Origin of the sequence: Brachybacterium hainanense, assembly GCF_042434575.1 — a bacterium.
In the GTDB taxonomy this organism is placed as follows: domain Bacteria; phylum Actinomycetota; class Actinomycetes; order Actinomycetales; family Dermabacteraceae; genus Brachybacterium; species Brachybacterium hainanense.
In genome coordinates this window covers 12,775-26,214 of sequence record NZ_JBHLSV010000006.1, presented here as the reverse complement: position 1 = coordinate 26,214, position 13,440 = coordinate 12,775, and the positions used below count along the sequence as shown (strand labels likewise).

General features: G+C 74.3%; 11 protein-coding genes. 10 read left to right on the top strand and 1 reads right to left on the bottom strand.

Features of this window, described 5'->3' with window-relative positions; genetic code table 11:
* Positions 1–33 precede the first annotated feature (33 nt).
* Entirely contained in the window at positions 34–3,624 is a 3,591-nt protein-coding gene (locus ACFFF6_RS06710; protein ID WP_376979374.1) for a S41 family peptidase, read from the top strand.
* Between the two features lie 22 nt (positions 3,625–3,646).
* On the opposite strand, the gene ACFFF6_RS06705 is transcribed toward ACFFF6_RS06710, so the two are convergent.
* On the bottom strand, positions 3,647–3,940 hold the full coding sequence (locus ACFFF6_RS06705) for a hypothetical protein (RefSeq protein WP_376979372.1): 294 nt from the start codon (positions 3,938–3,940) through the stop codon (positions 3,647–3,649).
* A 106-nt stretch (positions 3,941–4,046) separates the two neighbouring features.
* Between ACFFF6_RS06705 and ACFFF6_RS06700 the strand changes: the two genes are divergently transcribed.
* The 9 genes from ACFFF6_RS06700 to ACFFF6_RS06660 all read left to right on the top strand — a co-directional run bounded on the left by ACFFF6_RS06700 (position 4,047) and on the right by ACFFF6_RS06660 (position 13,278).
* Positions 4,047–4,970 carry a LysR family transcriptional regulator gene (locus tag ACFFF6_RS06700; RefSeq protein ID WP_376979370.1) on the top strand — a complete coding sequence of 308 codons (924 nt, stop codon included), beginning with the start codon at positions 4,047–4,049 and terminating at the stop codon, positions 4,968–4,970.
* A gap of 50 nt (positions 4,971–5,020) precedes the next feature.
* Positions 5,021–5,680, top strand: coding sequence for a hypothetical protein (locus ACFFF6_RS06695; protein WP_376979368.1), 660 nt, complete (start codon positions 5,021–5,023; stop codon positions 5,678–5,680).
* A 56-nt stretch (positions 5,681–5,736) separates the two neighbouring features.
* Positions 5,737–6,354, top strand: a complete 618-nt coding sequence (locus ACFFF6_RS06690; RefSeq protein WP_376979366.1) for a copper chaperone PCu(A)C — start codon at positions 5,737–5,739, stop codon at positions 6,352–6,354.
* Positions 6,351–7,577 (top strand): Dyp-type peroxidase, encoded by a 1,227-nt coding sequence (locus ACFFF6_RS06685; protein ID WP_376979364.1) that lies wholly within the window; start codon positions 6,351–6,353, stop codon positions 7,575–7,577. Before ACFFF6_RS06690 ends, ACFFF6_RS06685 begins: the two co-directional genes overlap by 4 nt.
* 129 nt (positions 7,578–7,706) lie before the next feature.
* Positions 7,707–9,206, top strand: coding sequence for a gluconokinase (locus tag ACFFF6_RS06680; RefSeq protein WP_376979362.1), 1,500 nt, complete (start codon positions 7,707–7,709; stop codon positions 9,204–9,206).
* A 53-nt stretch (positions 9,207–9,259) separates the two neighbouring features.
* Entirely contained in the window at positions 9,260–10,285 is a 1,026-nt protein-coding gene (locus ACFFF6_RS06675) for a Gfo/Idh/MocA family protein (RefSeq protein ID WP_376979360.1), read from the top strand.
* Between the two features lie 45 nt (positions 10,286–10,330).
* Complete coding sequence (locus tag ACFFF6_RS06670; protein ID WP_376979358.1) at positions 10,331–11,419, top strand: methyltransferase family protein; 1,089 nt, start codon at positions 10,331–10,333, stop codon at positions 11,417–11,419.
* Between the two features lie 310 nt (positions 11,420–11,729).
* Complete coding sequence (locus ACFFF6_RS06665) at positions 11,730–12,788, top strand: intradiol ring-cleavage dioxygenase (RefSeq protein WP_376979356.1); 1,059 nt, start codon at positions 11,730–11,732, stop codon at positions 12,786–12,788.
* 79 nt (positions 12,789–12,867) lie between these two features.
* Complete coding sequence (locus ACFFF6_RS06660) at positions 12,868–13,278, top strand: VOC family protein (RefSeq protein ID WP_376979355.1); 411 nt, start codon at positions 12,868–12,870, stop codon at positions 13,276–13,278.
* Positions 13,279–13,440: the final 162 nt, after the last annotated feature.

The following is a 13,440-nucleotide window of genomic DNA, read 5'->3' as shown; positions in this document are numbered from 1 at the left end:
CGGACGTCCGCCGCCCGGCCTAAGGTGAGGTGCATGACAGCGACCTCCTCATCAGCTCCCGCCCCTGCATCCGCCGCGGCCGGGTCCGCGGGCTATCTGCGGCATCCGGACGTGCACGGCGACCTCGTCGTCTTCACCGCCGCGGACGACGTATGGCTCGCCCCGCTCGCCGGCGGACAGGCCTGGCGCCTCACCGACGACGGCGCCCCCGTGCGCTTCCCCCGCTTCTCCCCCGACGGCGCCCATGTCGCCTACGTCTCCCTCGTGACCGGCAGCCCCGAGGTGTTCGTCGTCGCCGCGGACGGCTCCCAGGCCCCGCGCCGCCTGACGGTGACCGGGAACCGCACGACGCGCGTGGCCGGCTGGCTGGAGGACGGCCGCATCCTCATGACCACCGCGCACGGCGCCCCGCTGTCCCTGCGGGACGCCCAGCTGTGGGCGCTCGGCCTGGACGGCTCCGCCGAGCTCCTGCCGCTGGGCCGCTCGAGCGAGGCGGCGATCCATGAGGACGGCACGACCGTGGTCGTGACCATGTGGCGCCGCGAGTCCGCGACCTGGAAGCACTACCAGGGCGGCACCGCGCCCAAGCTGTGGATCTCGCGCGAGCCCCTCGCCCTGGACGCCCCGCGCGAGGCGCACGCCCAGCGCACCTGGGAGCCGCTGCTGGACGAGATCCTCGCCGGGAAGACGCGCGTGGCCTGGTACGGGGACCGGCTGATCTTCGCCGCGGACACACCCGGCCCCGGCGCCGCCCTCACCGACCGGGCGAGCGGCAACCTCTGGTCCGTGGATGCGACGGGCACCGATCTGCGCCGCCACACGGACCTCACGAGCGAGCAGGGCTACCTGCGCGAGCCCGCGACAGACGGCACCACCATCGTGTTCACCTCACGCGGCCGTCTGTTCGCCATGGACTCCCTGGACGCGGCACCGCGGGAGGTCGAGGTGCGCACCGCGGGCGTGGCCGCCGCGCGTCGGCCCCGTCGCATCGACCCGGCGGAGAACCTGCTGGCCATGCGTCCCACGCACGATGCCCGGGCGAGCCTCGTCGAATGGCGCGGCACCGCGCACCTGCTCACGCATCGCGGCGGTCCCGCGCGTCTGCTCGCCGGCGAATCCGGGCTGCGGATCCGCGAGGTGCGGCCGCTGGGCCGCTCGCCCTTCGCGCTGTTCGTCTCCGATGCCGCGGCGCAGCAGGATCGGGTCTCCGGCGGCGTCGGCTCCGACGACCTGCACGTGCGGCGCCTGGACGCGGGCGGGCCGGAGGTGCCCCTCGGCATCGGCGCGCTCACCGACGGCGGGATCGGCCGGATCCTGCACGCCTTCCCGTCCCCGGACGGAGCACGCGTGGCCCTGTCCACGCACGACAACCGGCTGTGGCTCGCCGAGCTCGACGGCGTCGCGGACCCGGCGGCCGGACCGGACGCCGCGGCGGCATCGGCCGCGGAGCCGGCCCCGCCCACGCTCACAGCGCTGCGCGAGGTCTCGCGCAGCGAGGGCGGCGAGATCCGCTCCGCGAGCTGGTCCCCGGACGGCCGCTTCCTCGTGTGGACGGAGCCGAACAGCTGGGAGCTGGACCGCCTGCTCCTGCTGGACGCGGAGGCGCCGACCGATTCCGAGGAGGCCGTGCGAGCCCTGACCAGCGGGCGCACCTCTGACTTCGATCCGGCGTTCAGCGCCGACGGCAAGCATCTCGCCTTCCTGTCCGGGCGCACCTTCGAGACCCAGTACGACGACCTCGTCTTCGACCTCGCCTTCATCTCCTCGCAGCGACCGTTCCTGCTGCCGCTCGAGCGCACCACCCGGGATCCCTTCGGCCCCGACGCGGACGGCTGGACGAGCGCGGCCGAGGCCGGCGACGGCAAGGACGGCGACCGCACGGACGGGAACGGCGCGGACAGCCCGACCGTCATGGCCGGGGCGGGCACCGGCGCAGCCGCGGGAGCGGAGGGCGCGAAGACCCCGGCCCCCGGCAGCGGCGCGGACACGACCTCCCCGGCGAGCGCGGACAGCGCCGCGGGGGCCGGGGCCGCGAAGACGCCGCCGCGCACCGTGATCGACGCGGACGCGGCGGAGGAGCGCATCGTGCCCTTCCCCGTCGAGTCCGGGCATATGCGGGATCTGCACGCCGTGACCAGCGGATTCATCTGGATCCGGCAGCCGCAGGAAGGCGTTCTCGGCACCGCCCGCGCGGGCGTCGAGGGGGAGGGCCCGAAGCCGGTGCTCGAGCACTGGAACCTCGCGGACCGGAAGCTCACCGTCCTCGCGGAGGGCGTGGACGCGGTCGAGGTCTCCGGCAGCGGCGACGTGCTCGTGATCCGCCAGGGCACGAGCTGGACCGCGATCCCCTCCGACCGGAAGGTCGAGGACGAGGATCCTGCCCGGATCGGCATCGGCACCGAGCGCCTGCGCCTCGCCGTGGATCCGGTCGCGGAGCGGCGCGGCATGCTCTGGGACAGCTACCGGATCATGGCTCAGCAATACTGGCGCGAGGACATGGACGGCCAGGACTGGCACGCCATGACCAGCTGGTACGACGAGGTGATCGACCGGGTCGTCACGGAGGACGACTTCGCCGACATGATGTGGGAGGTCGTCGGCGAGCTCGGCACCTCGCACGCCTACATCATGCCGAAGGCGGCGAGCCATGACCTGCCGGAGACCCCGGCGCACCTGGGCGTGGACCTGCGCCGCGACGGCGATGCCTGGGTGATCGCGCGGATCCTGCCGGGCGACTCGACCGATCCGGACGCCCGCAGCCCCCTGCGCGCCCCCGGGGTCGCCGCGGAGGTCGGCGATGCGATCGTGCGCGTCGACGGGCGGGACGTCGACGCCGCGCGCGGTGTGGAGGAGCTGCTGATCGGCTCCGCGGGCCGCCCCACGGAGCTGGTCCTCTCCCGCGACGGCCGCGAGCGGCGCGTGGTCGTGGTGCCGCTGGCCGATGACACGCAGCTGCGCTACCAGGCGTGGGTGGCCTCGCGGCGCGCCGCGGTCGCGGAGCTGTCCGGCGGGCGACTCGGCTACCTGCACATCCCCGACATGGTCTCCGGCGGCTGGGCGCAGATGCACCGCGATCTGCGCGAGGCCTCGGGACGCGAGGGGATCGTCGTGGACGTGCGCTACAACAACGGCGGGCACACCTCGCAGCTGGTCACCGACCGGCTGGCCCGTCGCGTCCTGTCCTGGGGCTACCCGCGCCACCAGCGCCCGGACACCTACCCGGCCTTCGCGCCGCGGGGCCCCCTCGTGCTGGTCACCAACCAGGAGGCCGGCTCCGACGGCGACATCGTGAACGCGGTCTCCCGGGCGATGGGAATCGGCCCCGTGATCGGGACGCGCACCTGGGGCGGTGTGATCGGCATCGACGGGCGCTACGACCTCGTCGACGGCACCGGCATCACCCAGCCCAAGTACGCCAGCTGGTTCGAGGGGGTGGAGTGGTCGATCGAGAACTACGGCGTGGACCCGGACATCGAGGTGCCCTTCCCGCCCAGCGCCTGGGTCGCCGGGGTGGATCCGCAGCTCGAGCGGGGCGTGGCCGAAGCCCTCGCCCTGCTCGAGGAGCATCCGGCCGCCGTCCCGCCGCCGCTGCCGCCGGCGCGCTTCGGCCCGTCGAAGGGCTGAGCCGCCGGACGCGCGGCTCCGGTCAGCGCAGGCCGACGAAGGTGAGCTCGCGCAGCGCCTCCGCCTCGCTCTCGAGGACGGTGACGCGGCGCAGGGCCTCCTGCTCCGCATCGGCACCGGGGGCCGCGGCGGGGCGGTGCAGCCGGGCGACGGGCGCGGTCGCATCGGGCACGAGCTCGCGGGCCACGCGGCCGGAGCGCAGACCCGCGGCACCGCCGTCGATCCGGGCGGCGAGGCGGTGGGAGAGGACTCCGCCGAGGACGGTGAAGACGGTGACGAGGAGGACGAGGACGAGACCGATGGCGAAGGAGGACATACCTCGATCCTTGCCCGCCCGACACAGCAGGACAAGCGAATAGTTCTGACCCTCCGTTCAGCAATGCTGAATGATGGGGTGAGGCGCGAGGCGTAGGCTCACGGGCATGCTCGATCCCCTCAAGCTGCGCGTGCTGCGCTCCGTCGTCGAGACCGGCAGCGTCCGGGCGAGCGCCGAGGCGCTCGGGTACACGCCCTCCGCCGTCAGCCAGCACCTGTCCGCCCTGCGCCGGGACACGGGCCTGGAGCTCGTGGAGCGCTCCGGCCGCGGCATCGTCGTCACCCCTGCCGGCCGGACCCTCGCCGCGGAGGCGGGCACCGTCCTGGACGCGCTGGATGCGCTCGAGCGCACCGCCCGCGGCCTCCGCGAGGGCCGCACCGGGACCCTCTCCCTGTCCTACGCGAGCTCCGTCGCCGCGGCCTGGGTGCCGGTCATCGCCCGTGACGTCCGCGAGCGCTTCCCGGAGCTGGGGCTCGAGCTGACGCTGCGCGACTGCACGCGCGGCTTCCCGCCCGGCTACGTCCCGGACATCGTGATCGGCGAGACCTCCGTGGACCTCCCCTCCCCGCCATACATCTCCCGCGTCCTCCTCGAGGAGGGATACTCCGCGCTCGTGGGGCGGGAGCATCCCCTCGCCGGACGGAGCAGCCTGCCTCTCACGGAGCTCGCCGCCTACGACTGGGCGACCGACGACCCTCCGGACTCGGACTGGTTCGGGCGGATCGCCTCCGCCTGCCGGGCAGCAGGCTTCGCCCCGCGCGTCGCCGTGAACCCCTCCGACTTCTCCGCGGTGCTCGGCTTCGTCGCGAGCGGCGACTTCGTGAGCGTGCAGCCCTCGATCATCGCCTCCGAGCTGCGGCCCGACATCGTCGCGATTCCGCTCGCTCCTCCCGGGCCGCGCCGGCGCCTGTCGATCCAGGTGCACGAGAAGGTCGCGCGCAGCGACGCCGCCCGCTTCGTCGTCGAGCGCACCGTCGAGCTCGCCCGTGCCCGGGTCGCCGCCGTGAGCGACGCGATCGCCCTGTCCTGACCGCGCCCAGCCCGGATCCCGTCGGCAGAGGAACGGGGCACAATAGGACCATGAGCGAGGGACGGGAACCGCTGCGCCTGGTGCGCGGAGCCCTCGCCGCCACCCTCGCCACGTCGATCGCGCTGCTGGGACACGTGCTCGGCGGCGGCGACGTGCCCGGCTGGATGGGCATCGCCCTGCCGTGGTGGCTCTCGATCACCCTGTGCACGACGCTCGCCGGAGCGCGCTTCAGCGCCCCGCGCCTGCTCGCGGCGATCTCCGGCAGCCAGCTGCTGTTCCACCTCCTCTTCGTCGTCGGCGCACCGTCCTCGGGTGCCGTGACCCTGTCCGACGCCCCCGGGATGCACCTGCATCTGGGGGTGGGCAGCGCGGCCGCGGCCGCCGCTCAGACCGGCGCTCCGGCGACGAGCATGACCCACCTCGCGCACTCCGCGCACCTGAGCGGGCCGATGCTGCTCGCCCACCTGCTAGCCGCCGCGGGGACCGCCGCGATGATCCATCGGGGCGAGGCGGTGCTGCTGCGGGCCATCGGCCTCGCCCTCTCCGCGGCCGAGGCGCTCCTCCGGCGGCGTGGTCCGCGCGCCGCCCGGCTCGTGAGCCCGCCCGCCCGACCCCGGCCCGTCCCGCCGATCGCGCATCTGCCCCGACGCCGCCGTGCCCTCCTGCGCCCGCTCACGCGGCGCGGACCGCCCCTGCTCCTCGCCATCTGAAGCGGCGCCGGGACCCCTGTCCCGGCGCCATCCGACGATCCGCGAAGGACCCTGCCATGACGGCTTCTCCGTCGACCCCTGCCCGTATTCCCGCCCCTGCCCCCGCGCCGCGCCGCCGCGCGCTCCTCCTCGCCGCCGCGGCGGTGCCCACCTCAGCCCTCCTCGCCGCCTGCGGGGACGGCGGCTCCGCCGCTCCGTCCGCTCCCTCCTCGTCATCCGGTCCGTCCGGCTCCGCCCCGCTGACCGTCGAGGGCGCCTGGGTGAAGGCCGCCGAGTCCGGGATGACCGCCGGCTTCGCGACCCTCACCAGCACCTCCGACGCCCCGCTCACGCTGATCGGCGCCCGCAGCCCTGCCGCCCCCGAGATCCAGCTGCACGAGACCGCCGCGGACGGCTCCGGCGGCATGTCCATGACGCAGAAGGAGGGCGGCTTCGAGATCCCCGCGGGCGGAAGACTCGTCCTCGAACCGGGAGGGGACCATCTCATGTTCATGGACCTCGCCCTCCCCCTGCTCGCGGGGGACGAGGTGGAGCTGACCCTCGAGCTCGAGGGCGGTCTCGAGGTGCCCGTCACCGCGCAGATCCGCGACTTCGCGGGGGCGCAGGAGGACTACGCCCCCGGCATGGACGGCATGGACCACGGGGCCTCCGACGCCGGAGGCGAGCAGCGATGACGACGCCGGACTCGCTGCCGCGGCGGCGGCTGCTGCGGGCAGGCGCGCTCGCCGGGGCCGGCGTCGGGATCGGCGCCGGTGCCGGCGCGCTCGGCGCGAGGGCCCTGGACGAGCGTGCCGCGCCCGAGCCCGAGGAGGTCCTGCACGGACAGGGGGTGATCCCCTTCCACGGACCGCACCAGGCGGGGATCGAGACCCCGGCTCCCGCGCACGCCACGTTCCTCGGCCTGGACCTGCGCGAGGAGACGGACCGGGACGGGGTGCTGCGCCTGCTGCGGGTGCTCACCGCCGATGCCGCCCGCCTCACCGGCGGACACGCCCCGCTCGCGGATACCGAGCCGGAGCTCGCCGCGGTCCCGGCTCGCCTCACCGTGACCGCGGGCTTCGGCCCCGGGCTCCTGGCCCGGGCGGGACGGGAGACGCCGCCCTGGCTCGCCCCGCTGCCGGCCTTCCCGATCGATGCGCTCGATCCGGCGTACTGCGACGGCGACCTGATGCTGCAGGTCGCCGCCGATGATCCCCTCGCGCTCGCCCATGCGGTGCGGATGCTGCTGAAAGGGGCGCGGTCCTCGATGCGGCTCCGCTGGCTGCAGCAGGGCTTCCGCCGCGCCCACGGCGCGGTCCCCTCCGGCACCACCATGCGGAACCTGTTCGGTCAGGTCGACGGGACCGCGAACCCGCGCCCGGGTACCGAGCCCTTCGCCCGGACCGTCTGGATCGAGGACGGCCCCTTCGCCGGGGGCACCTCGATGGTGATCCGCCGGATCCGCATGGACGTCGACGGCTGGGACGAGCTGGATCGTTCCGGGCGGGAGGAGTCGCTGGGACGGCGGCTCGCCGACGGCTCCCCGCTCACCGGGACGGCCGAGCACGACGAGCCGGACTTCTCCGCGACGAGCGCCCACGGCTTCCCCGTGATCGGCGAGTTCACGCATGTGCGCCGGGCCCGCGGGGTCGATGCGGCGGACGGCGGGCAGAGCATCTTCCGTCGCAGCTACAACTACGACCTCGCGCCCGACCCCGCCGCGGGCGGGATCTCGGAGTCGGGGCAGGTGTTCGTGTCCTTCCAGGCCGATCCCCTCGCCCAGTTCGTGCCCATCCAGCAGCGCCTCGCGGAGCTGGACCTGATGAACGAGTGGACCACCCCCATCGGCTCGGCCGTGTTCGCGATCCCTCCCGGCGCGGCCCAGGGCGAGTTCCTGGGCCAGAGCGTGCTCGAGTAGTCGGCACCGGACGGCCGGCTCCGCGGCCCTCGCGCACCAGGTGGCAACAAGCGGCCACCCGCCCCTGCGCGAGGGCCGCGGCTCCGTACGCTGGGTGGAACCCGTCCGCCACGCCGACCGGAGGTTCCCGTGACCCCTCGCTTCCACACCCCTGCCGAGGAGGCCGTCTCTCCGCTGGTCATCGGCCTGGACGTGGGCTCGGGCGGGTCCCGGGCCGCGCTGTACGACGCGAGCGGCCGCGAGGTGGGGGCACGTCGTCACAAGGTTCCCCATCAGTTCACGACCGCCCCCGACGGCACCTCCACGATCGATGCGGACCAGATCGTCGAGGAGCTGCGCACCGGGATCCGCGCCGTCCTCGCGCGCCCCGCGCCCGGCCCGATCCTCGGCATCGGGATCGACACCTTCGCCTCCTCCCTCGTCGTCGTCGATGCGGCAGGACAGGCGATCACGCCCTGCATCACCTACGCCGATTCCCGCAGCCACGCCCAGGTCGCCGTCCTGCGCGACCGGCTGGACACCGCGGCCCTGCACGACCGGACCGGGGCACGGATCGCCTCCTCGTACCTCGCGCCGCGCCTGCTCTGGCTGCGGGAGGAGCACCCGGACATCCTGGGCCGCGCCCACCGGGTGATGGCGCTCGGCGAGTACGTGGCGCTGAAGCTGCTGGGCACGCCCGCGCTCGGCACCGCATCGGCCGCCTGGGCCGGCATGATCGACCGCCGCACCGGGGCGTACGTGCCGGAACTGCTGGAGGCCACGGGCACGGATCCGGAGCTGCTGGGCGCTCCTCTCGATCCCTCGGCTACGGTGCCGCTGGCCGGCAGCTCGCTGGCCGCCCGGCACCCGGAGCTCGCGGAGGCGGTCTGGGTGCCCGTGATCGGGGACGGGCTCGCCGCGAACATCGGCATCGACGCGACCGGGACGGGGACCTGGGGCATCTCGACCGCGACCTCGGGGGCGATCCGGCAGCTGCTGGACACCGGTGCCGCCCAGACCGACCGCCTGCCCAGCGGCCTGTGGGCCTACCGGGTCGATGCGCGGCGCACCCTGGTCGGCTCCGCCATGAGCGACTGCGGGCGCATGCTCGACTGGGTCCGCACGCAGACGGCCGTGCCCGAGGCCCTCGCGGAGCTGGACACGCAGACGCTGCTGTCCGCGCCGCCTTCGGCGAGCACCCCGCTCGTGGTCCCGTTCCTCTCCGGCGAGCGCGGCACGAAGTGGCGCGACGGCGCCCGCGCCCTGGTCGCCGGCGTCTCCGCCTCCACCACCGCCCCGGACCTGCTGCGCGGCGCCCTCGAGGGGCTCGCCCTGTCGTTCCTGCGCATCGCCGACCAGCTGCGCGAGATCAGCGGCGAGCCGGAGCGCATCGTGCTCTCCGGCGGGATGACGGAGACGGTCCCGGCCTGGCTGCACCTGCTGGCTGATGCGCTGAACCGCCCCATCGACCACGTCGCGATCTCGCGCTCCACGATGCGGGGCACGGCGCTGCTCGCCCTCGAGCAGGTCGCACCCGATGCGGAGCGCGCCCCCGCCCCGGTGCTGCGCCGCATCGAGCCCGTGCCCGGGAACGCCGAGCACTACCGCGAGCGGCTCGCCCGCTTCGAGGCCCTCGCGGACCTCGCCTGATCGAGCCCACGACCTCACCCGATCGCCCCCGCCCGTCGAAGGAGACACCCCGGATGACCGCACAGCCCGCCGCCCCTCTTCCGCCCCTGCGCGTCGCCGTGGCCGGTGCGGGGGTGATCGGCGCCCATCACTGCCGCGTCATCGCCGACACGCCCGGCATCGAGCTGGGAGCGGTGGTCGACGTCGACCTCGAGCGCGCCGCGGACATGGCCGCCGAGCACGGGGTCCCCGCGGTCGGCTCGCTCGCGGAGGCCCTCGCCCCGACGCACGGCATCGACGTGGTCGCCGTGTGCACGCCCTCGGGGCTGCATGCCGTCCTCGCGATCGAGGCGATGGAGGCGGGCCGCCACGTCGTCATCGAGAAGCCGATCGACGTGGTCGACGAGCGGGCCGCCCGTATCGACGAGGCCCGGATCGCGTCCGGGGTGCAGGCGGCCGTCATCTCCCAGCATCGCTTCGACCCCGGTACCGAGCAGGTGCAGGCCGCCCTCGACGGGGGCCGGCTCGGACGCGTGACCAGCGCGATCGCCTCGGTGCCGTGGTGGCGCTCGCAGGACTACTACGACTCGGGCGCCTGGCGCGGGACGGTCGCCCTCGACGGCGGCGGCGCGCTCATGAACCAGGGCGTGCACACGGTCGACCTGCTGTGCGCCTTCCTGGGCCGGCCCCTCGAGGTCTTCGGGTACACGGCGCTGCTGGCGCACGAGGGCATCGAGGTCGAGGACACGGCCGCGGGCGTGGTCCGCTTCGAATCCGGGGCGCTGGGTCTCCTCCATGCCACGACCGCGGCCTTCACCGACGAGGCCGTGCGTGTGCAGGTCTTCGGCGACCGCGGCTCCGCTCTGCTCGAGGGCGATCGGCTGGTGTCCCTGACCGGCATGGACGACGTGCCCGCCGAGGCGGCGGCTCCGGCCGGCCCGTCGGCGCATCGGCTCCAGTACGAGGACCTGATCCGGGCGATCCGCACCGGCGGGCAGGTGCGGGTGGGCACGCGCGAGGCCCGCACGGCGCTCGCGGTCGTCAACGGGCTGTACGAGTCGGCGCGTCGGGGCGCGCCCGTCGCGATCCCCCGTTTCTGATCGCGGCGCCGCGAGCTACAGTGCCGTCATGACCAGGGCACGGGCATGACCGCGGCACAGCCGGCGCGGACAGGGCGGAGCTCGACGCGGCTGTCCCCGTCGCGGAGGGCCCGCTGGCGTGCGCTGTCGCGCGGCTTCTTCGCGCTGCAGGCCCTCCTCGGTGCGATCTGGTGGATCCTCGTGGCGACCTCGCCCGTGGTGCGGGCCGCGACCCTCGGCGGGCTGCCGGCGGCGCCGCTCGCCGTGCTGGACGTGCCGCTGTTCGTGGTGACCTCCGCGCTCGCGGCTGCCGCGATCCGCGAGGCCGTGCCGGTCCTCACCGCCTGGACCTGCATGATCGCCCTGTTCATGGCGGGCTATGCGACGGTGACGACGACCGCGGGGCTCGGGGCGGTGCTGATGATCGCCTCCGCCGTGGGCACGGTGCTCGCCGGGGCGCAGCTGCTGCTGGGGAGCGTGCCTGTGCGCCGGGTGCTCATCGGCCCCCTCGCCTTCCGCCGCTCTCCACGCCGCGATCGGCGAGAGCTTCTGGCCAGCACCTTCGCGCAGATCATCGTGTTCTGGACGCTGTTCCTCGTGGTCATCCCCGTACCGGTGGTGCTGCTGGAGAACCGCTGGCGGCTGGACGTGTCCCTGCCCGACGGCTCCTCGGGGCTGGGCAGGACGGTCTTCTCCGGGGCGGACGAGGCGCAGCTCGTCTGGAGCCTCGCGGCCTGGGCCGTCGCCGGAGCGGGGGTGCTGCTGCTGATCGCGGCGAGCGCCCTCGGGGTCTGGTCCGCGTACACGATGGCGAGCATCGGACGCGGGACCCCGCTGCCGTCGGCGATGCCGCGGGCGCTCGTGATCGCCGGGCCCTACCGGTACGTCCGCAATCCGATGGCGATGGCCGGGATCGGTCAGGGCATGGCGGTGGGTCTGATCGCCGGCTCCTGGATGGTCGTGGCCTACGCGCTCGCGGGGGCGGTGCTGTGGCATCTGCTGGTGCGCCCGCCCGAGGAGGCGGACCTCGCCGAGCGCTTCGGCGATCCCTACCTCCAGTACCGCGCCCAGGTCCGCTGCTGGATCCCTCGCCGCCGCCCCGTCCCGGTGCGGCGCGGCCTGCCCACCGGCTCCTTCCGCGTCGGCCCTGCCTGATCGGGCGCCTGCGCGCACGATCTGGCTCGTCCCGCTCTCGCCGGCATCGGCCCCGGCGGGTCGGCAGCCCGGAGATCTGAGCGGAGTGTTCGTGTGTCGACTGCGCGCAGGCGGAACGACACGGACTCTTCGCTCGCTGCCGCAACGGCACGGATACTTCGCCGGATCGGCGGGGAGGGTGGGGCCCTCCCGCTCGGCGGCCGCTCCTCGATCCGATCGCACAGGTCCCGCACAGCAGTCGCTGACGCCACGCATGAGGGGGCCCGGGAGCATCGTCCTCATCCCCACCAGACGAGATCAGGAGACGATGATGGACGACCACACCTACGAGGGGCGGAGACTCCCCCACCAGGATGAGCCGCTCGCCGACCAGGGCCTGCAGTTCGACCTCGCGACGCTCACCTCCCGCCGCCGAGCCCTCGCGGCGCTCGGCACGGGCGCCGCCGTCCTGGGGCTCGCGGCCTGCGGCTCCGATGCCGCCGAGGAGACCGTGACCTCGGCCGCCTCCGACGGCGGCGGGGGCACGGACAGCGCGAGCGGCGAGATCCCCGAGGAGACGAACGGCCCCTATCCCGCGGACGGGACGAACGGCGTGAACGTGCTGACCGAGTCGGGGATCGTGCGCGAGGACATCACCGCGAGCTTCGGCACCTCGACGACGGTCGCGCCCGGGGTGCCGATGACCCTGACCCTGCAGATCACGGACCTGAGCAGCGACAACGCACCGTACGACGGCGTGGCCGTGTACGTCTGGCACTGCAATGCGGCCGGCGAGTACTCGCTGTACTCGGAGGGCCTCGAGCAGGAGAACTACCTGCGCGGGGTGCAGGTCGCGGGCGCCGACGGCTCCGTCACGTTCACCAGCATCTTCCCCGCCTGCTATGCGGGGCGCTGGCCGCACGTGCACTTCGAGGTGTACCCGGACGCGGACTCGATCACGAGCACGGACGAGCTGCTGGCCACCTCGCAGGTCGCACTGCCGCAGGCCGTCTGCGAGGACGTGTATGCGCTCGTGGAGTACGCCGGGAGCGCGGAGAACCTCGCCCAGGTGTCGCTCGAGGGTGACAACGTGTTCGGCGATGACGGCGGTGAGCTGCAGCTGGCCGCTGTGGAGGGCGACGCGACCAGCGGATTCGTCGTCACCCTTCCCGTGGCGATCGATCCGACGACGCAGCCCGGGGCCTCGGGCGGCATGGGTGGCACGCCGCCCTCGGGCGGCGGCGGCGCCGGAGGTCCCGCCGCGGGACGGCCCAGGACGCCGCCGGAGGGCGCCCCGGACGGCGCTCCGTCCGACGGAGGCGCCGAGAGCGCGGCATACACCGGCGGGGAGTCGACGCTCGTCGGAAACGCGCTGGTCTCCTCCCGCTGATGTCGGCGGCGCAGGAGACCTCGGACCGCACACCCCTCTGATATCTTGAGCTCAAGATACCGTGTCCCGGGAGGTCGCCATGCGCCTGCACCACGTCCAGATCTCGATGCCCGCCGGATGCGAGGCCGAGGCCCGCCGGTTCTACTCCGGAGGTCTCGGCCTCGTGGAGGTGCCCAAGCCGCAGGACCTCGCCGGTCGCGGGGGATGCTGGTTCCGCGCTCCGGACGCAGACCGTGTCCTCGCAGAGATCCATCTGGGCGTCGAAGACCCCTTCGCACCGGCCCGGAAGGCGCATCCCGCCCTGCTGGTGGACTCGGCCGCGGAGCTCGAGGCCCTCGGTGCGCGGCTCGCCGGCGCCGGGCACGAGGTCAGCTGGGCGGAGCGGCACACCTTCGCCGGCTTCGAGCGCTTCCACTGCCGAGACCCCTTCGGCAACCGCATCGAGATCCTCGCCTCGGCGGACCGACCGTCCCCGGCCGCCGGGAGCTGAATCTGCGGGAGCCGCAGCGCCGAGATGCGCCACCTGCTCCGCGCTTCGCCGCTCTCGCTCCAGACGTCTTCGACCGCGGCGCCCCTTCCTACACTGGCAGCACCGGCCGGAGCGCGCCGAGCGGATGAGGAAGGAGGGACGGGATGGATCAGGACATCGACC